General features: G+C 60.6%; 21 protein-coding genes. 14 read left to right on the forward strand and 7 right to left on the reverse strand.

Annotated features, from left to right (window positions below; translation table 11 throughout):
• Positions 1 to 40: 40 nt before the first annotated feature.
• Entirely contained in the window at positions 41 to 244 is a 204-nt protein-coding gene (locus J2D73_RS04055) for a hypothetical protein (RefSeq protein ID WP_207879601.1), read from the reverse strand.
• Positions 245 to 463: 219 nt separating this feature from the next.
• Between J2D73_RS04055 and J2D73_RS04060 the strand changes: the two genes are divergently transcribed.
• The gene (locus J2D73_RS04060; protein ID WP_207879603.1) at positions 464 to 1,057 is read left to right on the forward strand and encodes a DUF6088 family protein; all 594 of its coding nucleotides are present in this window, start codon (positions 464 to 466) and stop codon (positions 1,055 to 1,057) included.
• Between the two features lie 92 nt (positions 1,058 to 1,149).
• On the opposite strand, the gene J2D73_RS04065 is transcribed toward J2D73_RS04060, so the two are convergent.
• The 3 genes from J2D73_RS04065 to J2D73_RS04075 form a co-directional block, all read right to left on the reverse strand.
• Positions 1,150 to 1,608 carry a Mov34/MPN/PAD-1 family protein gene (locus J2D73_RS04065; RefSeq protein ID WP_207879606.1) on the reverse strand — a complete coding sequence of 153 codons (459 nt, stop codon included), beginning with the start codon at positions 1,606 to 1,608 and terminating at the stop codon, positions 1,150 to 1,152.
• Positions 1,583 to 3,217 carry a ThiF family adenylyltransferase gene (locus J2D73_RS21145; protein ID WP_207879610.1) on the reverse strand — a complete coding sequence of 545 codons (1,635 nt, stop codon included), beginning with the start codon at positions 3,215 to 3,217 and terminating at the stop codon, positions 1,583 to 1,585. Before J2D73_RS21145 ends, J2D73_RS04065 begins: the two co-directional genes overlap by 26 nt.
• Positions 3,218 to 3,303: 86 nt before the next feature.
• A complete protein-coding gene (locus tag J2D73_RS04075) occupies positions 3,304 to 4,524 on the reverse strand; it encodes a nucleotidyltransferase domain-containing protein (protein WP_243429619.1) in 1,221 nt (406 codons plus the stop codon).
• A gap of 59 nt (positions 4,525 to 4,583) precedes the next feature.
• Here J2D73_RS04075 and J2D73_RS04080 point away from each other — a divergent pair, with 59 nt between their 5' ends.
• The 11 genes from J2D73_RS04080 to J2D73_RS04130 all read left to right on the forward strand — a co-directional run bounded on the left by J2D73_RS04080 (position 4,584) and on the right by J2D73_RS04130 (position 17,316).
• A complete protein-coding gene (locus J2D73_RS04080; protein ID WP_243429620.1) occupies positions 4,584 to 5,765 on the forward strand; it encodes an SAVED domain-containing protein in 1,182 nt (393 codons plus the stop codon).
• Positions 5,766 to 5,791: 26 nt separating this feature from the next.
• Entirely contained in the window at positions 5,792 to 6,247 is a 456-nt protein-coding gene (locus J2D73_RS04085; protein ID WP_243429621.1) for a type II toxin-antitoxin system TacA family antitoxin, read from the forward strand.
• Between the two features lie 3 nt (positions 6,248 to 6,250).
• Complete coding sequence (locus tag J2D73_RS04090) at positions 6,251 to 6,763, forward strand: GNAT family N-acetyltransferase (RefSeq protein WP_256890101.1); 513 nt, start codon at positions 6,251 to 6,253, stop codon at positions 6,761 to 6,763.
• Positions 6,763 to 8,193: a hypothetical protein gene (locus tag J2D73_RS04095; RefSeq protein ID WP_207879613.1), complete on the forward strand. Its 1,431-nt coding sequence runs from the start codon at positions 6,763 to 6,765 to the stop codon at positions 8,191 to 8,193. Before J2D73_RS04090 ends, J2D73_RS04095 begins: the two co-directional genes overlap by 1 nt.
• A gap of 199 nt (positions 8,194 to 8,392) precedes the next feature.
• Positions 8,393 to 8,590, forward strand: a complete 198-nt coding sequence (locus tag J2D73_RS04100) for a helix-turn-helix domain-containing protein (RefSeq protein ID WP_207879624.1) — start codon at positions 8,393 to 8,395, stop codon at positions 8,588 to 8,590.
• Complete coding sequence (hsdR, locus tag J2D73_RS04105; RefSeq protein WP_207879626.1) at positions 8,587 to 10,959, forward strand: EcoAI/FtnUII family type I restriction enzme subunit R; 2,373 nt, start codon at positions 8,587 to 8,589, stop codon at positions 10,957 to 10,959. The genes J2D73_RS04100 and hsdR overlap by 4 nt, the downstream gene beginning before the upstream one ends.
• Positions 10,946 to 12,505 carry a type I restriction-modification system subunit M gene (locus tag J2D73_RS04110; RefSeq protein ID WP_207879628.1) on the forward strand — a complete coding sequence of 520 codons (1,560 nt, stop codon included), beginning with the start codon at positions 10,946 to 10,948 and terminating at the stop codon, positions 12,503 to 12,505. Before hsdR ends, J2D73_RS04110 begins: the two co-directional genes overlap by 14 nt.
• Positions 12,502 to 13,656, forward strand: a complete 1,155-nt coding sequence (locus J2D73_RS04115; RefSeq protein ID WP_207879630.1) for a restriction endonuclease subunit S — start codon at positions 12,502 to 12,504, stop codon at positions 13,654 to 13,656. The genes J2D73_RS04110 and J2D73_RS04115 overlap by 4 nt, the downstream gene beginning before the upstream one ends.
• Positions 13,653 to 14,981 (forward strand): SIR2 family anti-phage-associated protein, encoded by a 1,329-nt coding sequence (locus J2D73_RS04120; RefSeq protein WP_207879632.1) that lies wholly within the window; start codon positions 13,653 to 13,655, stop codon positions 14,979 to 14,981. Before J2D73_RS04115 ends, J2D73_RS04120 begins: the two co-directional genes overlap by 4 nt.
• A gap of 26 nt (positions 14,982 to 15,007) precedes the next feature.
• Entirely contained in the window at positions 15,008 to 16,714 is a 1,707-nt protein-coding gene (herA, locus tag J2D73_RS04125) for an anti-phage-associated helicase HerA (RefSeq protein ID WP_207879635.1), read from the forward strand.
• Between the two features lie 119 nt (positions 16,715 to 16,833).
• Positions 16,834 to 17,316, forward strand: a complete 483-nt coding sequence (locus tag J2D73_RS04130) for a hypothetical protein (RefSeq protein ID WP_207879637.1) — start codon at positions 16,834 to 16,836, stop codon at positions 17,314 to 17,316.
• A 706-nt stretch (positions 17,317 to 18,022) separates the two neighbouring features.
• On the opposite strand, the gene J2D73_RS04135 is transcribed toward J2D73_RS04130, so the two are convergent.
• Entirely contained in the window at positions 18,023 to 18,499 is a 477-nt protein-coding gene (locus J2D73_RS04135) for a MerR family transcriptional regulator (protein ID WP_207879639.1), read from the reverse strand.
• A 128-nt stretch (positions 18,500 to 18,627) separates the two neighbouring features.
• On the opposite strand from J2D73_RS04135, the gene J2D73_RS04140 reads away from it, so the two are divergent.
• Complete coding sequence (locus J2D73_RS04140) at positions 18,628 to 19,779, forward strand: serine hydrolase domain-containing protein (protein WP_207879641.1); 1,152 nt, start codon at positions 18,628 to 18,630, stop codon at positions 19,777 to 19,779.
• A gap of 150 nt (positions 19,780 to 19,929) precedes the next feature.
• Here J2D73_RS04140 and J2D73_RS04145 read toward each other — a convergent pair whose 3' ends face one another.
• The gene (locus J2D73_RS04145) at positions 19,930 to 20,502 is read right to left on the reverse strand and encodes a TetR/AcrR family transcriptional regulator (protein WP_341535013.1); all 573 of its coding nucleotides are present in this window, start codon (positions 20,500 to 20,502) and stop codon (positions 19,930 to 19,932) included.
• A gap of 344 nt (positions 20,503 to 20,846) precedes the next feature.
• Here J2D73_RS04145 and J2D73_RS04150 point away from each other — a divergent pair, with 344 nt between their 5' ends.
• Positions 20,847 to 21,485 carry a glutathione S-transferase gene (locus tag J2D73_RS04150; RefSeq protein ID WP_207879643.1) on the forward strand — a complete coding sequence of 213 codons (639 nt, stop codon included), beginning with the start codon at positions 20,847 to 20,849 and terminating at the stop codon, positions 21,483 to 21,485.
• A 366-nt stretch (positions 21,486 to 21,851) separates the two neighbouring features.
• Here J2D73_RS04150 and J2D73_RS04155 read toward each other — a convergent pair whose 3' ends face one another.
• Positions 21,852 to 22,409: a YceI family protein gene (locus J2D73_RS04155; RefSeq protein ID WP_207879645.1), complete on the reverse strand. Its 558-nt coding sequence runs from the start codon at positions 22,407 to 22,409 to the stop codon at positions 21,852 to 21,854.
• Positions 22,410 to 22,572: the final 163 nt, after the last annotated feature.

The raw sequence follows: 22,572 nt of genomic DNA on the forward strand, positions 1-22,572 counted from the left end.
CGGCGGGTTTCCGGCTTTCAGGTGAGCGCTCAGCCTCGATTCACCGAGTGGTCAGGGGCTCCGGGCGATCCATCGCCTCCAGGCGCTCGGGCATGTCGAGCAGCTTGAGCGCGGCGGCGGTCAAGGCTTCAGCGATCGTCGGATAGGTTTCGGCCGAGCTGATCGAAACGCCGTCGCCCGGGAAGATTACCGTCGCTTGGAAGCCATTGCCTTTGGGCGTGGTGGAGAGGGTGATCATCGGCATGTCCGGGCCTCCACCTGTCTCGTTTCTAGCCACCAGACTCGACGAAGGAGGCCCGCAACCTTAGCGCAATCTTCTGACCTGAGACAGCGTCGTCAAAGCTGTCCGAGCCCTCGGGCGCGGTGGGTCCCCATGACTCCCAATTTCCGGAGCCTTCGGTGTCCTGGGCATCAGGTTGCGAACTGTCAGAAAACCGCTTATTTTCCTGACAGGAAAATGGCCATGTCGCGTCTGAGTGAACAGATTCTGGCATACGCGGAGAAGCAGTCCGAAGGGGCGCCTATATCCGCCAAGAGCTTGCTTCACCTCGGCAATCGCGCCGCGGTGGACCAGGCCTTGTCGCGTCTGGCCGAGCGGGGGCAGCTCATCCGCGCCGGGCGGGGGATCTACCTTCGCCCCATCACGTCTCGGTTCGGCACGCGAGCGCCCTCCGTCGAACAGGCTGTGGAGGCGCTTGCCGCCCAGCGAGGCGAGATCATTGTCTCGAATGGGGCGGCTGCGGCCAACGCCCTTGGTCTGACGACGCAGGTGCCGGTTCGGTCGGTCTATCTAACTTCGGGCCGCAGCCGCAAGATGAGCCTTGGCAAGCAGGTCGTGGAACTGCGCCACGCGCCACGCTGGCAGTTGACCTTGGGAAGCCGGCCAGCGGGCGAAGCGGTGCGCGCGCTCGCGTGGCTAGGCCCCGACAAAGCCGAGGAAGCGCTCATGACGCTGAAGCGGAAGATGCCGCCAGGCGTCTTTGGCGAGTTAGTGGCCACCGCGCCGCAGCTTCCGACTTGGCTCGCGAGGAGCGTGGGAAAGGCTGCCTATGGCTGACGCCTTTCTTTCCCTGACGGTCGAGGACCGCCGTGAGGCCCTGCGCGTCGCCGCCGATCGATCCGGGCGCCCGGCGTACCTTTTGAATGCGATTAGATCGTGAGCTCGACGTTGGCGGGCGCGGCGCGCCGTACGAACATATAGGCGGCGGCCTCAAGGTGGAGAAAGTACCGCAGCCGGACGATCAGCAGCGCTGAGAAATCGATGTCCCGCTCGCCGTTGACTAGGCTCTGCATCGAGATGACGTCCTCGTGGCTCGGCTGGACCGGAAAGCTGGGGTGGGAGTGCCACTCGCCCAGATAGTTGAAGCGTTTGAAATCGGAGCCGGTCTTTCGAAAGAAGATGTCGAGCGCTTGCGCATGATGGTCGGGACTGCGGACGAAATGCGCAGCCGTCCCGGTCGTTTCGTCGACCGAGAAGTCGACGATGCGGAAGTGATCTGGTGCGACTTGCTCTCCCATGAGGATGCCGCCGATCTCACGCCGGCCGGCCCCTCGCAGGCATTTGCGAAGCTGCGCCCGCTGGTCATTCGGAAGGCTGATCGTGACCATCGAACGCCGAGGGCAAGAGTTCGCGCAAGAGCGCAAGGCTGTCTGCGACAGAAGCGGGGTCCTGTTCGGCTTTCCAGGGGGCCGAGCCGGCGAGTTCGATAGGCCATGTCTCAAACGGCTGGGAGAAAATCCAGGCCTTGCGCAAGCCGATCGCATAGGCAGGCGCCGGAAACGCACTGTCCTCCGGCAGGGTGAGCACATCGGTCGCCAGACGCGCGAGGTGACCTGCGATGATGGAAACTTCGGCGTCGTCAGCGACAAGCGGTCCGGCGCTCCCGGCTGCCGCTTCATAGGGGGCCGCCAAGCCGGCGAGCGGCGCGGGGACGCCATGCGCATTGCACCAGGCGTTGATCTGGTTGCGGGCGGCCTGGGGCTCCGGCTCATGGCCTGATCGAACACGCGCCACAAGGCCGCCGATGCCCCCGGCGAACACCTCGCCCCAGACGAGTGGCTTCAGGCTCTCCTTCGCGACCGCGGCGCAGAAGTTGAAGCAATGCGCGTCGGCGGTGGCGTCGATGATAAGGTCGCAGGCGCGCAACGCCGACATCACCGAGTCCGTGGAATCGGCGCTTTCCTGGCCGCCCAGCGCGACACGCCGCACCGTGACGTCGATCGTGCCGGCAATCTCGATGAGGCGGCTGCGGATCGCGTCGGCCTTGTGCACGCCGGCCGCGGCGGCGCCGAGTTCGTTGCGCACCAGATTCTCGGCGAAGAAGACGTCATCGTCGACCAGCGTGAACGTCCGCACGCCGGCGCGCGCCAGCATCGCGGCGAGCTTGGAGCCAAGCGAGCCGCATCCAACGATGCCGACGCTTTCTCCGGCGAGGACAGCGTAGTCGTCCGGGAGCCGGCCACCGGTGGCGATCTTCAGTAGTCGCGAGCGCCCGAAGACGCGCTTCTGCCCGGCGTCATAGGCATAGAAATGTGCGGTCCCGGTCGCGGACGCCAGCACCAGGTCCATTTCTCCGCTGGCGGCGAGCGCAGCCTCGCGAAGCACTCCGAGGCCAAGCGCTCCGAGCAGGTCGGCGATACCGGTTTGCGTGGCCGCGGGCATCGCCGTCCCTTCGGGCAGCCGAATGGCCTGGCCGCGCTTCGTCGTCTCCCGAATCCCGGCCGGCCATGCACGGCCATCGGTGACGCCGTCAATCTCTGCGATCGTCACCGTAAAGGTATCGGCGTAATATTTCTCTGCAATGCCGATCTCGACCGACTGACCGGGTGCGATCGCCTTCAGGCGCTCTTCCATTTGCCGCGTCAGCAGGAACCGGAAATAGGAGCCGCGCACGCTTTGGCCGAGCGAAACGGCGTGCGCCGAGGGCAGTTCGGGACCATCGACATCGCGTTCACCGGCGATCAGACGATGCGCGCTCTCGATCATCATCGCCCCGGTGATCGACGTCTCCCAATTGTCGGCACGATATTCCAGGCAGAGATTTCCGCCCGTCCCATATTGGTGGCTCGACAGACGACTACCGTCGCGGGGAAGTACGATGGGTGGGGAATTGGGGTGGAATTCCCCATAGGTCATCGTCAGCGGAACGCTGTCGCCATCATGCTCGATCTCGAAGTCGACCGCGAGCGCAGCGCCATTCGAGAGATGCCACCGCACGCCCTTGAGCCAGGCGACCCGCTCCGCAAGGTCAGCGACGCCCTGACGTTCGGATCGCGCGCGAGTCGGATTTTCGAGCCACCAAATCATTCGGCGCCGCCGAACCCCTGTGGCTTGGTCGGGACCCGGCTCCTGTCCGGAAAGGAAAGACCTCCGGCCACCGGCGCCACCGAGGCGGTTTTGAGCAGCGGGGATCGCGCCGGCGGCGAACGGCGGTGGGCCGCGCGGTCGGCGAGCGATCCGCCGACGCCGCGTCCGACGGTCTCGGTGATCACTCTCCTGTCGCTCGACCGGGCTGCCTCGGCGAATTCCGTCCTGGCCTTTTGGAGCCACTCGTAGAAAGCGGTCGCCCGCTTGGGATGCTCGGCCCATTTGTCGGCGAAGTTTTCGAGCGGGTCGGTCGGATTCGGGATCCAGTAGCGGTTGTTGTGCCACAGGATATGCTGGTCCATGCCCGCGAGAATAACGGCGAGCGCTTCGCCGATCGTCTCTTCGCCGTTATAGGCGTGAGCCGCGAGGGTGGTGATGATGACCGAGATCGGCCGCTCGTCGCCACGGTGCTCGAAGGTATGGTCGCGGTGACGCTTCAGGATCATGATCGCGGCCTGAAGCGGCGTTCGGACCTTATAGTCCGGGATATCCTCGACGCTCGCCCTCATGCTCTCGGCGAGCACGCGCTTGCGCCGTTCGAGCGCGGTTGCCATCCGGCTCTTGAACCACTCGCAGTAGCCTTTGGGGTTTGAGCGCGGCCAATCATCGGTAACGATGGTGTAGGTCGGCGCCTCCTTGTCGGTGATGGCGATGGCGGTGAGCGTCCATCGCGCGTCATAGCCGCGAGATTCCAGGAGGAGGCGGGCGGCTTGCCCGTTCGGAAGCGCGGGTACGATATCCATATGGAATTGGGCGCCATCGGCGTAGTCGAGCACCCAGCAACGGCGACCCTCGCGAAGCGGCTTATTCATGTTCTGGGCGCGTCGGTAGGCCTCGATCTCGGCGCCCAGCAGCGCCTTAAGTTGCCGTTGCGTCAGCGAGGTCTTGCCCAGATTCTGCAGTTCGCAAACGGAATCGACGTCATATTCCTCGGCCTCGTTCAAAGGCCGGATCGTCGTGCCGAGGCGAAAAGACCCCTGGACGTAGACCTTGGGTCCGTACTGTCGGACGGTTGAGGCGTCGCGGTGCAGCCAGTCGCCTAGTGACTTGTAACTCCGGTCGGCCTGCTCATACCGGCTTGGCGGCACGCTCAGTTCTTCGGCAAGATCCTCGAGGAATTCCTCGCTCTCGCGGGTGCGCGTCTGCTTTTCCACCATAGACCTCCAAGGTGAAGCCCACGGTCCGCGTGTGGATGATCGAACTGCGCGGTTGAGCTTTGGGGATAAAACGTGAACACTATAGCGAATCGGGGCGAAACACCATCATGGCAAAAACGCAAATCCCACAGAAAATTCAGGTCGCCCTCTGGACCAAGGCAGCCGGGCGCTGCGAATACCGCGGGTGCAACGAGGAACTTGTCGGCGACCTGATCGCCGGCCGCGAGGATGGGAAGTTCGGCTTCATCGCGCACATTGTTGCCGACAGTGCCGACGGCCCGCGCGGCGATGCAGTTCGCTCGCCCGCGCTCGCCAAAGACCTGAGCAATCTCATGCTGCTCTGTGCGAAGCATCATAAGGGCGTAGACGTCGATTATCTCGCGGATCATCCCGAGGCCTTCCTGCTTGAGATGAAGGCGGAGCACGAGGACCGGATCGCCATCGTGACGGGAATGGCGCAGGAGCGCGCCGCACACGTCCTTCGGTTCGCGGCGGATATCGGACAGCGCGATGCCCTAGTATCGACGCGATCGATCTTCATGGCGATGCCGCCCGACAGGCACCCTGCCGAGGGCCGAACGATCGATATCGAGTTGGTCGGATGTGACTATGCCGATCATGAAGCGAATTACTGGTCCGTCCAGCAGGAGAATCTGCGCCGCGTATTCGCGCGCAAGGTGAAAGAGCGCATCGAGCAAAAGGAGATAAAGCAGCTCAGCGTGTTCGCACTGGCGCCGCAGCCGCTGTTAATCGAGCTTGGGCATCTGCTGGGGGATATCGTCCCGGTCACGGTTCATCAGCGATATCGCGAGCCGCCAACATGGCGCTGGCAAGCTGACCAGCCCGCGATCACCTTTCAGGCTGGCGACTATTCCGGGTCACCGAAGGCGGCGGTCGCGCTGAAGCTCGCGCTTAGCGCAACCGTTACAGACGAACGGATTCGCGCGGTGCTCGGCGACGATGTTGCCATCTGGTCGCTGACGGCCGAAAATCCGCACAACGACATCATGCGCCGCCCGGACGACCTGGTGGAATTCAAGCGCCAGCTTCGACGTCTGCTCGATCGCATCAAGGCCTTTCACGGCGAGGATGCCGTCATCAACGTGTTTCCCGCGTTGCCGAATTCAGCGGCGGTCGAAGTCGGGCGCGTGCGGATGCCGAAGGCCGATTTGCCCATGCAGATCTATGACCAGAATCGGACCGTCGGCGGCTTCATTCCGACCTTGAAAATCACGAGCTGACGGCGACGCGATGCTCCGGTGATCTGTTGCTGGAAACAGCGCCGGCCGGACTTGGCCCGCACAGCGTAATGTGTCCTGCTCGGGGCACGACCAACGGTGACGTTCCTTATTCGTTCTTCAGCGCGAACCCGCCCTTGAAAAAACCGGCCAATGGCCGTACATTGGCGGTGGAGGTTACCATGCCGAATGCAGCATCTAAGACGACTGGCTCGCGCACGCGAGCGGAGCGTCTGGAGACGCGCGTCACCGCCGAGCAAAAAAACCTGATTGAACGGGCCGCTGCTTTGCAAGGGCGGAGCGTGACCGATTTCGTTCTGAGCAGCGTCCAGGACGCGGCGCGGCGGGCCATTGAGGAACATAGCCAGCTCGCGCTTTCTGTCCGCGACAGCGAGGCCTTCGTGGATGCTTTAATCAATCCCCGGCCGGTCAATGACCGTCTGCGGGATACTGTACGCCGCTATCGCGAGCGTACCGGCGTCTAAGGCGTGTCGTCAGGAAGCGACGAGAAGCTGCGCGTCGAGGCGCTGACCTCCGACCACGATCGGGCCAGGTTCGAGAGTGGCGTCGATGCCCTTGATCGATACCTTCGGACCCAAGCCGGACAAGACGCCCGAAAAAACTTGGCTGCGCCGTTTGTCCTGCTCCTGCCGGACGGGACTGTCGCCGGCTACTACACGCTGTCATCAACCGGTCTGCATCTTGGCGAGCTTCCAGCGGAAACCGCGCGGAAGCTGCCGCGCTACCCTCTCGTGCCGGCGACACTGCTCGGAAGGCTTGCCGTCGATCGACGCCAACAGGGCAAGGGCTATGGCCGGTTCTTGTTAGCGGATGCGCTTTACCGCGCCGCAGGGAGTGAAGTTGCCTCGTTCGCCGTGATCGTCGACGCGAAAGATGAGGGCGCTCGTCGCTTCTATGAGCGGGAGAGTTTCCTCGCATTGCCCGATCAGCCCATGAAACTATTTCGGCCGATGTCTGACATCCGGCGGCTCTTCCGGTGATGCACGACCTGACCGAGGAATGCCTTCGCATTCTGAACAAGGGTTTGTTCGAGATCATAGATCCCGGCCCGCTTCATCAGCCGATTCGCAGCTTTTCGATCCGCCGGGACGAAAAGCTGCACCTCATCTTGGAGACTGAAGCCGCCTCCAATGCGAAGTCGGCGGCGATCGACCAGCCGCGAGGCACGGTTCGCATGACGACTGAGCGGGCGCTCCTCCGCAGCGTGGGCGGCCTCGAAGGGGAATTCTTCGGGCTATTGCCCTATAGCCAGCACCGCCAGACCGTCGGCGTGACTGAACAGCCCCTCAAGGAACTGGCCCAGGTCCATATCGCCAAGACCAACAACCCTTCCGCGGCGCCCGCTGCATACGTCATCGACTGGCTCGAAAACCTGCCCAGAAGCCCATACACTTGGCCGGCGGCCTCCGACGTCGTCACCAGGACCATCACCACTCGGAGAATTTCGCTCAACGACGGCATCACCATCGCAGGCGATACCGACCGTTCCAGCACCTCGTGGAACTCCGCCAAGGTGACGGTGGATGGCGCGACCTTCTACGTTTGCGCGCTCGACAGAGAAGACCGCCCCGGCGCCATCAAGCCGGGGTGCATCGTCTACGATGGCGTCCCCGACGACGAGTTCCGAAAGAAGGTCCGCACAGGCCTTTCCTTCGCGATGGGCGTGTACTTGGTCGATCTCGGGACAACCCACTACGACGCCGAATGGAACGTCGTGTCCACGCTCGCGCGGAGCGCATACAGCCTACGCCGCCATGCCTTCGACATCGAAATCCTGCAGCTCGCGCCGCTCGGCGACCGCTTCCTGAACGAGCTCGGCGGCCCGCAGCTGACGAGGGCGATCCAGGCGTTCGTGACGGCGTTCGACGTCCTGGATCTCGCGAACCTGCACTGGGCTTTCTGGCATGCGTGCGCCGCCACCCCACACATCGCACCCGCGCACTTCGGGGCGGCGATCGAGGGCCTGCAAAGCGCATACACCAAGGCCAACCCCGGGAAGGTGCGAGAGGGCTGGGCCACCCGAGACGAATGGAAGATCCTCAAGAATGCACTCAGCGACGTCATCGACAGCGGCAACGTCTCCGCTGAGGCGAAGACGGCCTTGAAGGATAAGCTGCCCAACTTCAACGGCATCGATCAGCGTCAGCGGCTGAAAGACGTGATGGCCGCCTTGAACCTGGAGCTGGGCGATGACGAGGACGCCGCGTGGCGCCGACGGAACAAAGCCGCCCACGGCACGCCAATCCCGCAGGGTCAGGAGGTGGCGGCGATCCGGGACATGAAGCTGCTCCGGGGGTTGTTCCAGCGCCTCCTGCTGCGGATCACGAACGCGGCCGATCAGTATATCGACTACGCCTCGCCCAACCACGAATACCGGCCTTTGCGCCAAGCGCCGCCGACGATCGGCTAGGCGTCGCTGAACTCGCTGTTGAAGCCGATGTCCGCCACCCGCTGGGTGAGGCTGTGGTCACTGAGCGCGGTGGAAGTAGGCGCTTCTCCTCGGCGGCCCGGCCCAACCGCGGCTGCACGCCCGATGGGAGCTGCCGTCGTCTTCCCTAATTTTCTCCAATATTCTATAAACTTCCCCGATCACGAGTCACGGCGGGCGCATGGGCGACGAAATCCTGACGATCCGAGAGGTAGCGGAACTTCTCAAGATCAATGAGAAGACCGCGTACAAGCTTGTATCGGCAGGCAAGATTCCTGGCTTCAAGGTCGGCGGATCGTGGCGGTTCCAGCGGCAGGAAATCGCAAACTGGATAAAGCGTAAGGTTGAAGAACAGCAGGGGGGCAGCGGGGGCGCATGACGAACGAAGCCGACACGTGCCGAAAATTTGTCGTGCCCAAGCTGCAATCCGCCGGTTGGGATAACGATCCTCATTCCATCGCCGAGCAGCGCAGCATCACGGATGGCCGCGTCATTCCCGTGGGCAAGGGGTTTGTCCGCAAGCCGCCCAAGCGGGTGGACTATCTGCTGCGCTTTACGCGGGATTTTCCGCTCGCCGTGGTCGAGGCGAAGGCCAGCTACAAATCAGCGGCCGATGCCGTGCAGCAAGCCCGCGACTATGCGGAAATCCTTGGCCTCAAATACGCCTACGCCACCAACGGCGCCGAAATCATCGAGATCGACTATTTCAAGGGGACGGAAACGCGCGTCGCCGACTTCCCGACCCCCGATGACCTTTGGCGGCGCTATCAGACGGGTAGCGGAATCGATACGCCCGAGCGCGTCGAACACCTGATCGCACCCTACAACACGGTCGGCGGCAAGCCACCCCGCTACTATCAGCAGATCGCCATCAACCGCACGGTCGAAGCCATCCTTGCGGGAAAGAAGCGCCTCCTTCTCACCATGGCGACAGGAACGGGCAAGACCATCGTGGCCTTCCAGATTTGCTGGAAGCTTTGGTCGAGCCGCTGGAACAGAAGTGGGGAGCATCGCAAGCCGCGCATCCTGTTCCTCGCGGACCGCAACATCCTCATCGACGACCCGAAGGACAAGACCTTCACCCCCTTCGGCGATGCGCGCCACAAGATTGAATCCGGCGAAATCGTCAAAAGCCGGGAAATGTATTTCGCCATCTATCAGGCGCTGGCCGAGGACGAGCGACGCGCGGGGCTTTTTCGGGACTATCCGCCGGATTTCTTCGACCTCATCATCGTCGATGAATGTCACCGAGGCAGTGCGCGGGACGACAGTTCATGGCGCGTCATCCTTGAGCACTTCGGGCCCGCATACCAGCTTGGCATGACGGCCACGCCGCTGCGCGAGGACAACCGCGACACCTACCTCTATTTCGGCAACCCGATCTACGAATACAGCCTGCGCCAGGGCATCGATGACGGCTTTCTCGCACCCTACCGGGTGCATCGCGTCGTCACCCAATGGGACGCGGCCGGCTGGCGGCCGAGCAAAGACGAGGTTGACCGCTTTGGCCGGGCGATCCCCGATGACGAATACCAGACCAAGGACTTCGAGCGGTCCATCGCCTTGCGCGCCAGGACGGAGGCCATCGCCCGCCACCTGACCGACTTTCTCAAAAAGACCGACCGCTTCGCCAAGACTATCGTGTTCTGCGTCGATCAGGAACACGCCTCGGAAATGCGGCAGGCGCTGGTTAACCTCAATGCCGACCTTGTGGCGCAGTATCCCGACTATGTGGTGCGCGTTACCGCTGACGAGGGCGCCATCGGGCGCGGCCTCCTCTCGAAATTCCAAGACCTCGAAACCAAAACGCCGGTGATCCTCACGTCGTCGCAACTGCTGACGACCGGCGTTGATGCGCCAACCTGCAAGAATGTCGTTCTGGCGCGTGTCGTTGGGTCCATGAGCGAGTTCAAGCAGATCATCGGGCGCGGGACGCGCCTTCGCGATGACTACGGCAAGCTCTGGTTCAACATCCTCGACTACACCGGCTCGGCGACCCGCATGTTCGCTGACCCGGACTTCGACGGCGATCCGGTGCGGATCACGGAAGAAGAAGTCAACGATGCCGGCGAGACTGCCGCAACGACAGAGATCGTCCCCGAAGGTCAGGAGCCGGAGCCTGCCCCGCCGGAGGAGGACGAGCCCGGTGTGATCGAACCGCCGACCGGCGAGCCGCGCAAATTCTATTTCGACGGCGGCCAGGTCGAAGTCGTGGCTCACCTGGTCCACGAGCTTGATCCGAACGGCAAGCAGCTTCGCGTCGTCAAATACACCGAATACGTCGCCGAAAGCGTCCGTTCGCTGGCGCCGACCTCCGCCGAGCTTCGCAGGCGGTGGGCGGACGCAGACCAGCGCAGTGAGATTATCGCCGCGCTGGCCGGGCGTGGCGTTGATTTCGACGTGCTGGCCGAACAGACGGGTCAGACCGACGCTGACCCCTTCGACCTGCTTTGCCATCTGGCCTTTAACGCGCCGCTTCGCACGAGGCGCGAGCGGGCGCAGCGCCTCAAGGCCGAGCGCAAGGACTATTTCGAGAAATTCTCCCCCGAGGCGCGTCAGCTGCTCGACGAGCTTTTGGAAAAATATGCGGAACACGGCGACGCGCAGTTTGTCCTGCCGGACGTGCTCAAGGTTCCGCCCATCTCAACTCACGGCCAGCCCGCCGAAATCATCAAGCTGTTTGGCGGACCCGACCAACTTCGCCGGGCTGTGAACGACCTGCAAGGACTGCTCTATGGCGCGAATTAAAAAGAAGAACGGTGCAGACGCCGCACCGATGACCACCTCCCAGATGCTCGGCAGCCTCCTCAAGTCTGCGCGTGACATCATGCGCAAGGACAAGGGGCTGAACGGCGACCTCGACCGCCTGCCGTTGCTGACATGGATCATGTTCCTCAAGTTCCTCGACGACCTTGAGCAGCAGCGCGAGGAGGAGACCGCGTTGTCCGGCAAGAAGTTCAAGGCCGCCGTCGAGGTTCCGTATCGCTGGCGCGATTGGGCCGCTGATCCGCAGGGCGTCACAGGCGACGAATTGCTTTCCTTCATCAATTCCGACGAAGCCGTACGAGCGGATGGGACGAAAGGCCCCGGCCTGTTCACTTACCTGCGCTCGCTCTCAAGCTCTAACGGCGACAACCGCCGCGACGTGATCGCCACCGTATTCAAGGGCGTCGATAACCGCATGAAGAGCGGTTATCTGCTCCGCGACATCATCAACAAGGTGGGCGGGATTCATTTCACATCGTCGGACGAGCTTCACACTCTCGGCGCGCTCTACGAATCCATGCTCCGCGAAATGCGCGATGCGGCGGGCGATTCCGGCGAGTTCTACACGCCGCGTGCCGTCGTCCGCTTCATGGTGGAAGTCACCGATCCTCGCCTTGGCGAGACCGTCCTTGATCCGGCCAGCGGCACCGGCGGGTTTCTAGTGGAAGCCTACAACCACCTTGAGAAGCAGGTGAAGACCGTCGCCGACCGCAAGCGTCTGCAAAACGACACCATCACCGGGTGCGAGCCCAAGTCCCTGCCTTATCTGCTATGTCAGATGAACCTGCTGCTGCACGGGCTGGACGCGCCGCAGATCGACCCCGGCAATGCCCTGCGCTTCAAGCTCTCGGAAATCGGCGAGAAAGAGCGCGTCGATGTGATCCTTACTAACCCGCCCTTCGGCGGCGAGGAGGAAAAAGGCATCCAGGGCAACTTCCCAGGGGACCGCCAAACCGCTGAAACTGCACTTCTCTTCCTGCAACTCATCATGCGGAAGTTGAGGCGCCAGCCGACTTCCGCTGGGCGACCGGCGCGCGCGGCTGTCGTCGTGCCCAATGGCATACTGTTCGGCGATGGCGTATGCGCCCGCATAAAGGAGGAGCTTCTCAAGGAGTTCAATCTTCATACCGTCGTGCGCCTGCCCAATGGCGTGTTTGCGCCCTACACTGGCATCCCCACCAACATCCTGTTCTTCGACCGCTCCGGGCCGACCAAGGAGGTCTGGTACTACGAACAGCCGCTGCCCGAAGGGCGGAAGAATTATACCAAGACCCAGCCCATGCAGTTTGATGAGTTCAGGGGCAGCATGGCGTGGTGGACAAAACGCGAGGAGAACGATCAGGCGTGGAAGGTGCCGGTCAGGGAGTTGCTGGACGCGGGCTGCAACCTCGACCGCAAGAACCCACGCGCCGGGGTGGACTTCGAGCATCTGCCGCCGGAGCAGCTTGCCGACGACATTTTGAAGAAAGAACTGCGGATCGCCGAGTTGATGCGGGAGATCAAGACGGCGTTGGGGTCGCCTGCATGACGAAAGCGTGGCCCAAAGCATCCATGGGTGAAATCGCTCCACTGGTCAGACGCCCCGTTCTCACCAGGGCCGAGGAACTGTATCGGGAAATCGGCATCCGCTCATTCGGGAAAGGTGTCTTCCACAAAGCGCCGGTCACTGGACTGGACATCGCCGATAAGCGCGTATTCACGGTGAAACCGGGCGACCTGCTCTTCAATATCGTCTTTGCGTGGGAGGGGGCCGTCGCGGTCGCCACCGAAGCCGAGCGTGGAATGGTTGGCTCGCATAGGTTTCTAACCTGTGTCACCGACAAGTCAAAAGCCGATGCTCGGTTCCTCAATTACTGGTTCACGCAGGCAGAGGGGCGCGACCAGCTTCTTCGGGCGTCACCAGGAGGCGCGGGTCGCAACCGGACTCTTGGCGTGGAGAAGCTTGCGGCTATCCATGTTCCCTTGCCGCCGCTCGACGAGCAGCGCCGCATCGTCGCGCGCATTGAAGAATTGGCGGCAAAGGTGGCAGAGGCGCAAAATCTGCGGGCTCTATCCGATCAAGCCACCGTCGCGTTCGTGTCTGCAACACATGCTGCTTTAGCTACGTCAAAGCCAGAACCGCTCTCCAAGTTTATTGAACTCGACGAGGACGCGACACCCATCGAGATAGGCGTTCCCTATCCACAAGCGGGTGTGCGTGGTTTTGGTGGCGGCCTATTTGCTAAGGCCCCCGTGAAGGGTGGAGAAACAACCTATCGCACCTTCAACCGTCTCTATCAGGGGGCTCTGGTCATGAGCCAAGTGAAGGGCTGGGAGGGCGCGGTAGCTATGACCCCCAAGGAATTGCACGGCTATTTCGTATCCCCCGAATACCGGACCTTTCGCTGTAGGGCGGATCGTTGTTTGCCCGAGTATCTGGCGGCACTCGTTCCTACGAAGTTTTTTTGGGGGCGGCTCAAGGATGCCACACGCGGCGTTGGCGCAAGGAGAGAGCGCACCAGACCTGAACAGTTCTTGCGGCTTGAGTTCTCCATGCCTTCACTCAGGGACCAGGAACGCGCCATCGCAACATTCACATCCATCAATGCCGTGCAGGGATTACAGCAAGAGACTGCAACGGGGATGAGCGCCATGCTCCCCGCCATTCTCGACAAGGCGTTCAGGGGGGAATTGTCATGACATTCTTCGCCATCAGGGGAAGCCGACAGCTAACCTCCGACGAGTTCCTGGCGCATCTTGCGCTTGCGATCCGGCTGGAAAATGTCGGCGTCTTGCTTGGTGCCGGAGCCTCCAAAGGCGTCGGCGGCATGGTCATGTCGGACGTGTGGGCGCTGCTTGAGAACGAATACGCTGACCAAATCCAGTTCCTTCGGGACAACAAGTTTCTTGCGGACGGCGAGGCGGGCAATGTCGAACTCTTGCTCGACCGGCTGGAAATCGCTTGCCTGGACGGCGAACGAACCGGCGCTGACCTGACTAAGCTGAAAGCGGCGCGGCACGCCCTGCGCAAGGTTGTGCTGCGGGCCGCCATTCTGGACGAAAAGCTATGGTCCGAACCGGATCAGGCGATCCTGAACCCCAAACTTTCGGACCACATCAGGCTTGTGTCCCGCCTTGCCGGAAACCGCCAACCCGGTCAGGCCGCGCCGTGGGCGTTCACGACCAACTACGACCTTGCGCTGGAGTGGTCGGCCGAGGCGCTGGGCCTCCATTGCGTCAACGGCTTTTCGGGAACGCACGACCGCGCTTTCCGGCCGAGCAGTTTCGATCTTGGTCTTCGCAACGTGCAGGCGCGCGGCGAGGCGCGCTTCGGCACATACAACCTCTACCTTGGTAAGCTGCACGGCTCGATTTCATGGACCGCGAGCAAGTCAGGCAGCGTGTGCGAATTGCCCAGCACCAGCGTGAAGCCGCTGGTGGATCAGTTCATCGCATCCGATCAGCCAGACAACTGGCCGGGTTTCATGATCTTCCCCGGCGCGTCGAAATTCGTTCAGACCACTGCGTTCGTATATGGCGAGGTCATTCGCCGCTTCACCGAATTTCTCTCCCGTCCGAACGCCTGCCTTATCGTCAATGGCTACGGATTTACCGACGACCACATCAATCGGCTTATCGTTTCGGCGCTACAGAACCCGACCCTGCAACTTATAATCTACCTTCCCGAGATCGACCGCTTGGGCATTTACGACACGCTCGCCGCGACCGGCGAGGCGATCAGACCCAACGAGCAGCTTAAGCGCCTGCTGCTAACGCAGCTTCCACAGGTGACGGTGCGCGGCTTCGGGGCCGGAGGCTTCTTCGACGCACTGGCGAATGACCTGCCCGAACCGGCCATGCTGGATGAGGTGTCGGAACGTGCGCGCCAGCTTGAAGTGCTGCTCAAGCAGGCCACGAACATTCAAGTGTCGAAGAAATCCGCCGGGAGTGCGGACGCAGAAGAAGCGGTGGCCGCTGCCGAAGCTGCACCTGCACCCGGCAACGGCTTTGAGGACTTGCTTTGATGAGTTCCCGTCGCCCCATCGGATATGTGGTTGAGATCGACGGGCCGCAGCTTCTGGTGAATCTGCTTGAGGATTCCCGTGGCCACGTTGCCGGACACCGCGACGGCTTATCGACCGTAGAGCAGCCGGGCGATTTGGTCGGTATCGACGCCGGGGCCGAGACAATCATCCTTCGGATCATGACGGTTGCGTTCGCGGAGCCGCGCGAAGTCCACGCCGCAGGACGCGGGCGATCCTTGAATGTCCCGCAAGAGCCGTTGCGCCAGCTTCGCGGCCGTGTTGTTGGCTTTCTGGCCAAGCGCGATGGCAGGCTGGCGTTTTCGCCGCAGGAATGGCGGCTGCCCGTTCTTGGCGCGAGCGTTTATCCGCTTTCCGACATCGAAACCGTGGCGACCATCGGCGCGGCCGGCATCGAGGCCGAACAGATCAGGCTGGGCGCAGATTCGCGCAATCGGGCTGTGGAGGTCTGCGCGAACATCGACCAGGTGCTGGGTCGTCACATGGCGATCCTTGGTTCGACGGGCCAGGGTAAAACACACTTCGTCGCAGCGGTGCTGCAACAACTTGTGCGCCTGCCAAAGTCGCGGATCGTCGTGTTCGACGTCAACGGCGAATATACACCCGCCTTTGCCCACCTCGGACAGCGCGTGAAGATCACGCAGCTAGGCGGCCCCAATGGCGGGCTTCGGATTCCATACTACGCCCTTGGTCGGCATGGCCTGTCCCGGCTGCTGATACCGAGCGAGAAAGCGCAGATGCCGGCATTGCGCTTTGCAATCGAGCATCTTCGCTTCGTGGAAGCGGACGCGCACGGCGCGAAGCTGGCCGGCGGACAGGCCAATGTTCTTTTTGACGACTGCCACACCGGCAATTCCGCCCACGCTAATCAAGCGATGGCTGGGCTAAGGGCGGGAAACACGCCCCCGGCGAATGTCTGGCCGCACATGCGCGCGCTGTCATGCCTTGCCACGGAATGGTACGTCTTAAAACCGAATAACCAAGGCTGGATGCGCGACACGTTCCAATACGGCCATATCCAGTCAATGATTAACCGCATACGCGGTTTGATCGAAGACCCGCAATTCACATCCATTGTCGAAATCACAGGTGGCGCGGGGCTGGCCAATCCCTTGAGTATGCAGGACGAATGCGCCGCGCTCGTTCGGGAAGTGTTTGGACCTCCGGTCTTTGGCCAGAACGATTGGTCGGTTCACATCGTCGATCTTAGCCGCTTGACTCAGGATCTTATGCCGTTCGTTCTCGGCTCGCTGCTTGAGATGTTCGCCGCCGAGATATTCAAGAGCGGTCCCGGCAACACCCATCCGACCATGTTGGCCCTGGAAGAGGCCCACCATTACCTGCGTCAGCTACCCGGCGAGTCGGACGGCGGACAGCAGGCGCTCGCCTATGAGCGCCTTGCAAAAGAGGGACGCAAGTTCGGCCTATCCCTGCTCATCAGCACCCAGCGCCCGTCCGAAGTTTCCCCGACCGTGCTCTCCCAATGCGGCACATGGGCCGTGTTCCGCCTCAACAACGAAGCGGATCAGCGGGCGGTCGCGTCGGCGGCGGAAACGGCGGGGGTGAACGTATCTCGCCAGCTCGCTGGTCTGGGCCGCGGCGAGGCGATTATTTTTGGTGCGGCCCTACCTGTTCCAACGAGACTGTCGGTCAGCCGACCTAACCCCGAGCCGGACTCGAAAGACCCTCCCTTCTTGCAAGAATGGTCAGCCTAGTTCTCTAGGCGAGCGGCCGAAGATGTTAGTTGTCATCGCCGCCGAGGATGGTGTCGCGAGAAGGCGAGGGGAGGTGGCTTTAGCCGTCCTCCATTCCATAAGAAGAGATAGAGTCCAGCATGACCGAGGAACCGACCCTGGAAGACCGTCTCGCAGTCGCGTCGAACTTGATGACCTATCAAATGGCACCATTTGTGACCCAGATCTCTGGGATACTTGACGCCGATTCTGGCGAGCACGTCGGCTCAGGCGGCTATATTCACTGGCGCGACAAGAGGTTCCTTCTGACCAATGAGCATGTCGCAGCAACGGTCCAGAAGCACTCGCTCGCCCGCAAGTGCTTCGATACCGAGGACTACCTTCGGATCAACAATCCATTCGTTGCCATAGGGGCACCGCATGATCTAGCGATTAGTCCCGTCGATGATCATTGGAACAGCGTTTGCCATAGCGGCATGGCGTTCCCCGACTATCGCTTCGAGGCCAAACATGCGCCGCTGCAAGCGGAATATCTTTTCGTCATGGGTTTCACGGACGAGAAATCTTACTTCTCAGCCATCGGCCAAATGCTCTTCACACCTGGCACGCCCTATCTCACCTAAGAATATGATGAGGCCCTGGAGCCGGAGGAGACACGTCGTCCGATCCGTCACCCAGCTTTTGATCCGAACTATCACTTCGCCCTGCAATGGCATCCGGAGGCAACGACTTCGACCGATGGAAAGAAGGACTCAATCCCGCTCGATCCGCATGGAATGAGTGGTTCCCTTGTATGGAATACGAGGATCGTCGAGTTCGCGCAGCGGAACGAACCTTGGACGCCTGGTGTCGCGCGCCTCACGGGCATTGTCTGGGGATGGGACACAGCCGACCGTTTCCTCTTTGCGACGCGCATCGAGCACGTCGCTCAATTCCTTTCGGAGGCCAATCTCTGAGCGAAAGGACCACTACAAAGGCAACGGCCGCGCTGTTTCCACCGAAGCTCAGACCTCTTTTTGCCGTGCTTTCTCCCGAGGCTCGTTAATGATGTAGAGTGCGCTTATCGTGGGATGGTCGCTGTAGAGAATCCACGAATCCAGCGCCCTTACTCTGGTGGTATCGCGGTTGGTATGGACTTCGGAGCGTGAGCGGAAAGACCAATAACTACAATGCACTCACAACCCCGTTGACCATCGAGTGGGAATGATCCCGCGTCTGGCGCTGAGGTGATATAAGTTTGTGAATACCGCATAGTTCCGGGGTTTTCGGAATGGTTCTCCGCCGCTCGATATTTTCGTGCGGCGTTTTTGTACGCGCTATAAGACAGGTTTATTGGCGACGGTTCTTCTTCATGTCGGCTTTCGCTATTGACGTTGCGGAATCTTCGCCCGCCGTACCGCGAAAGCGCTGCGCGAGCCATGCGGTTACTTCATGATCAAGGACCGGACAGTCTTGCACGGGGTCTTCCCGGGGGCAGGTCATCCTGTGTTCCACATAGCGCTTTGCAGAGCGCGCTGCGGCGATCGTCTGCTCCAGCGCCGCCACCTGATTCTTCAGGATCGTGCGTCCCTTGTCGTTCGGCCCGGTGGCGAGAACGTCGGTAATTTCTCCAAGGCTAAGATGGCAGGCGTCCTGCAATAGCTGGATCAGCGCCAGGCGTTTCAGCTCCGGTATATCGTAGAAACGCCGACCGCCCTGGCGCCACGCGGGTTTCAACAGCGCAATCTCTTCGTAGTAGCGCAGCGCTGATGCGCGAATTCCGAAAAGCCTGGCTACGTCATTGATCGGTAATGGCGCCTTGAACATGTTTCTGGTCGGCGGCTGTAGCCACCCCCCCCGTGTGACACTGCCAGACTCAGCGGCCCCATAAATGGGCTTGAACTCAAGTTCACTTGAACTTGTATCGTCACGGCCAGTGAGGGAGCAAGGAGAATATGACAATGCAAGCCATGGTGAATGGAACGGTCGAAGTCGGGTTCGAACAAGTGCGGGAGGCGTTCAATACGATTGCGATGGCGGAGGACGGGCTTGAAGCGCAGCTTGCGATTTATCATCGTGGTGAGCGTGTCGTCGATTTGTGGACGGGGCCGTCGATAGATGCCGACACGTTGCTCGGCGTCTATTCTGTGAGCAAGGGTGCCGCTCATCTGGTCGTCGCGTTGCTGGTTCAGGATGGGATACTCGACCTTGACGAAAGGGTAAGTCACTACTGGCCAGAATTCGCCGCCGAAGGAAAAGCGGCGCTCACGTTGAGAGAGTTGCTGGCGCATCGTTCCGGTCTGGTGGGTTCTTATCGAGGGTTCACCACTCGGGAACTTTCTGACGAACGGCATGTGGCGGCGCAACTCGCAGCGCAACGTCCGTTCTGGCGACCCGGCGCGGCGTTCGGCTATCATGCGTTGCTGATCGCCGCGCTGTCTGGTGAAGTGGCGCGGCGGGTAACTGGCCGCAGTATTCAGCAGATATTTGCGGAACGAATCGCCGTTCCGCGAGGCATAGACTTTCACCTTGGCCTGCCCGAGGCGCTGGACGGACGTTTTCGCCCCTCTGAAGCTCCGAGACCCACGCCCGAGCAGCTTATTCAGCTTGCCGCCACCGCTACCGGCCCGAACAGCATCACGGGCATTGCTTTCAACCGTCATGCTCCAGGTAATCCCGAGGTATGGGAGCTGCCTAACATCGAAGCTGTCCGGCGCATCGGTCCCGCGTCTTTCGGCGGCGTCGCCACGGCCCGCGCGATGGCGAAGATGTATGCAGCGGCAATCAGCAGGGTTGACGACCACGAACCATTGCTTTCGCCGGAAACTGCGCGGGACTTCGCTCAGGTGCAGTCGATCGGGTACGACATGGTGACGAGAGGACACTTGGCGTTCGCGGTCGGATTTCATGCGACCTCAGAGTACTACCCTGCGCTTGGCGCGGGCACATTTGGGCATAGTGGCGCTGGTGGCCAGCAGGCGTTCGCAGATCCTCGGCACGAACTTGCGTTTGGTTATGTTCGCCGCCAACTGACGTTACAGTGTGTTGGAACCGAGGATATCAGGCGGCTTGTCACTGCTGTTATAGACAGCGTGCAGCATCGCTAATTTTCTTTTCCAGCAGATATCGCATAATGGTGGCAGACTCGATCATAGCGCAAGGCGACTATGGTCGTCGGCGGAAAAGAGCGGGAGAGGGTCTCTCACGACTGTTTTTAAGAGGCGACGTTTAGCGCGATCTGAGGTTGGGCAAGGGGGTTAGGAAAGTAACCCTAATTTGTGATAATTTCCTATTATTTCGTCAAAGACGGAGATGTCGGATCGACTCTTTGCAAGAAGCTGCGCGCCGGACACAGCGGAAAAAACCGCCTGCGCCCGCAGAGTGCGGTCTTCGGGGGAGAGGTTCGCTGAGGTCTGCACCACCGCGCTGAGCCACCTGATATTGACATCGACGAACGTCTGAACCTCCTGCTTCACCACGTCGGGCAGATCGTCGTACTCCGCGCTCATAAAGCTGCACAGACAGAGTCTGTTTCCATTTTGAAGTGAACGCCTGAATATCTCGGGGTAGCGAAGCAGGCATTGTTGGGGCGAAGGATTGGCTTCTTGCAGTTTTTTTAAATCCGCAAGCGTATCCTCCCAGTAACGTCGCGCCACGGCCGCGCCCAGGTCGGCTTTGCTGGGAAAATGATAGTATATGCTGGCAGCTTTTATGCCGACATCGTTCGCTATATCGCGAAAATTTAGCCCGCCATATCCGTGGATCTGAGCTGTGCGCTTTGCGACGGCGAGAATGGCTTCTCGAGCATTGGGATTGGCCTTGAGGTTCACCGGGTTGCCGCCTTTCGCCTACCATCTGACAGATAAGGCTTGACGATGCAATTGCAAAGCGCCACGGTTGCCTACCATCTGGAAGGTAGATAACTTTGGCGCTGGACGCGCGTGCCTCAGTTCGTGTCGGCGGGGGGGCGTCAGAAAGGCCCGGGAACCTGCCTCAACAGTCTTATCATGGAGAAAATCGCTTTTGAGTCAGAAGCGTTAACGAAAATTTTTCTAATCACGCGCGAGTCCCGGGACACGATTTCGTCCGGGTTATCGGCGTGAATTCACTGGCGGTTGCGTACGCCCGGGCTCTCAGGTTGCGTGTCCCGGCGGGTCTGCAAGGGAAGATGAAGATGAAGATTTATGATTGGCCCACAGGACCTTATCCTGCTCGTGTGCGGATCGCCCTGACTGAGAAGGGCATGGAGTCCGAAATCGCGTTCGAAACGGTTGATCTTTGGAAGGGAGAGCACAAGATGGCGGGCTTCCTGAAGAAGAACTACTCCGGCACCTTACCGGTGCTGGAACTCGACGACGGCGCGTTCATCGCCGAATGTACGGCCATCACCGAATATTTTGATAATCTTGATGGCAATCCGATTTTGACCGGGAATACTTCCCGCGAGAAGGGAGACATCCACATGATGAGCAAGCGCGCCGAACTGGAGGTGATGGATGCGGTCAGCGTCTACTTCCACCATGCGACGCCAGGCCTTGGGCCGGATGTGGAACTCTACCAGAATAACGAATGGGGTTTGAGGCAACGGGACAAAGCTCTGAGGGGTATGCGTTATTTTGATTCCGTCCTGCGAGAGCGTTCATTTGTCGCTGGCGACAAATTCTCGATGGCCGATATCACCCTTGTCGGCGGCCTGATCTTTGCGGCGATTGTCGACCTGCCAGTTCCTGGAGAATGCACCGCTTTACTGGCATGGTACGAGAGAATGAAAGAGCGCCCTAGCGTGTCCAAACAGCTTGCACTTAAAGCATAGAATAAAAAACGCTTATTTAGCATCGGGCCGTTTTCGTCTTCGGGGCGTCTGTGGGGACTCGCGGCGCTGAGATTGAGTTTGTAAATTAGAAAAGTCGTCGCGTGGCACTGTTGCGCCGCTAAACCAAAATTTTTACGGCCGCAGTGCTCTCTACTCACATCAAAATTCTGATGGCCGAAGCTTCTGCGTGTCTAAATAGAAGCGAAATCTTACGCGCGTCCGATATTTTTTCCGATTGTACGGTGATAGAAGGCTACGTGGACGAAACTAACTGCGTGGGCGAATGATCGCATCCGCCAACTTTTTTTGACGCCCGATCTCTTTCTGTAAATTGTTCGCCCGCAGGGCGCCGTGTGCGACCGGGTGTCAATTCAGCGTAATGACTGTTTCGGTGCGAACATGAGGATCGACCGTATTCAGCATTGTGCTCAAACCCCACTGGCGTTGATCGAAAGTTGTGGCGCTTGCGATCTTCGTCAACGTGTTTTTCTGGAAAACCATGTTAACATCGAAGGTCAGCGGGTGGGTTTGTCCCCTCATGGTAAGCGAACCGACCAGTTGCGTACGCACTTTACCATTGTGGATCGTTGGGTGGCAGTCGCCAACATAATGCATGGCGGGATGGTCGTCGCCATCAAGCATCAGCCCTGACAGCATCACGGTGCGCAGAACGGCGCTGCCGACTTTGATGGAATTGACGTCCATCGTAAGATCAACGTGGCAGGTCTGGTCAGTCAGGTTGTAAGTCAGACTCCCGCCAAGTTTCTCGAACGATCCATCGATGTCGGCGACGGCGCTTTTCGCGTGCAGCGTCGCCTGCGTGTTCGAAGGCGTCAGCGTAACGTGCTGGGGGGCTGCGTTCGCGATCGGAACGAGGATCGGGCTGGCGCACAGGAGAAAGAGTGTGGACAGAGCGTGTTTCATGCGGCGTCAACGCGCATGAGGCATGAAAGATGCCGCGTTTTCATGGCGAAAGAAGGAATTTCGCAACGTTGATCGCTTTTTTGTCCACGGGCCGTTCATGGATTAACGGCCGAGGCGCATGCGCTGAGGTGAAACCAATCTGGAAGCGCTTCCAGCTTATGAG

The organism is Acetobacter sacchari (assembly GCF_017377715.1).
GTDB classification, from domain to species: Bacteria; Pseudomonadota; Alphaproteobacteria; order Acetobacterales; family Acetobacteraceae; genus Acetobacter; species Acetobacter sacchari.

What these genes read in the sequence shown, in the direction of transcription:
- J2D73_RS04065 (WP_207879606.1), bottom strand. Translation starts at nt 1,608, where the DNA reads ATGGTCACGATCAGCCTTCCGAATGACCAGCGGGCGCAGCTTCGCAAA.
- J2D73_RS04095 (WP_207879613.1), top strand. Translation starts at nt 6,763, where the DNA reads ATGCACGACCTGACCGAGGAATGCCTTCGCATTCTGAACAAGGGTTTG.
- J2D73_RS04055 (WP_207879601.1), bottom strand. Translation starts at nt 244, where the DNA reads ATGCCGATGATCACCCTCTCCACCACGCCCAAAGGCAATGGCTTCCAA.
- J2D73_RS04135 (WP_207879639.1), bottom strand. Translation starts at nt 18,499, where the DNA reads ATGTTCAAGGCGCCATTACCGATCAATGACGTAGCCAGGCTTTTCGGA.
- J2D73_RS04110 (WP_207879628.1), top strand. Translation starts at nt 10,946, where the DNA reads ATGGCGCGAATTAAAAAGAAGAACGGTGCAGACGCCGCACCGATGACC.
- J2D73_RS04140 (WP_207879641.1), top strand. Translation starts at nt 18,628, where the DNA reads ATGACAATGCAAGCCATGGTGAATGGAACGGTCGAAGTCGGGTTCGAA.
- J2D73_RS04130 (WP_207879637.1), top strand. Translation starts at nt 16,834, where the DNA reads ATGACCGAGGAACCGACCCTGGAAGACCGTCTCGCAGTCGCGTCGAAC.
- J2D73_RS04075 (WP_243429619.1), bottom strand. Translation starts at nt 4,524, where the DNA reads ATGGTGGAAAAGCAGACGCGCACCCGCGAGAGCGAGGAATTCCTCGAG.
- J2D73_RS04060 (WP_207879603.1), top strand. Translation starts at nt 464, where the DNA reads ATGTCGCGTCTGAGTGAACAGATTCTGGCATACGCGGAGAAGCAGTCC.
- J2D73_RS04150 (WP_207879643.1), top strand. Translation starts at nt 20,847, where the DNA reads ATGAAGATTTATGATTGGCCCACAGGACCTTATCCTGCTCGTGTGCGG.
- J2D73_RS04155 (WP_207879645.1), bottom strand. Translation starts at nt 22,409, where the DNA reads ATGAAACACGCTCTGTCCACACTCTTTCTCCTGTGCGCCAGCCCGATC.
- J2D73_RS04120 (WP_207879632.1), top strand. Translation starts at nt 13,653, where the DNA reads ATGACATTCTTCGCCATCAGGGGAAGCCGACAGCTAACCTCCGACGAG.
- hsdR (WP_207879626.1), top strand. Translation starts at nt 8,587, where the DNA reads ATGACGAACGAAGCCGACACGTGCCGAAAATTTGTCGTGCCCAAGCTG.
- J2D73_RS04100 (WP_207879624.1), top strand. Translation starts at nt 8,393, where the DNA reads ATGGGCGACGAAATCCTGACGATCCGAGAGGTAGCGGAACTTCTCAAG.
- J2D73_RS04115 (WP_207879630.1), top strand. Translation starts at nt 12,502, where the DNA reads ATGACGAAAGCGTGGCCCAAAGCATCCATGGGTGAAATCGCTCCACTG.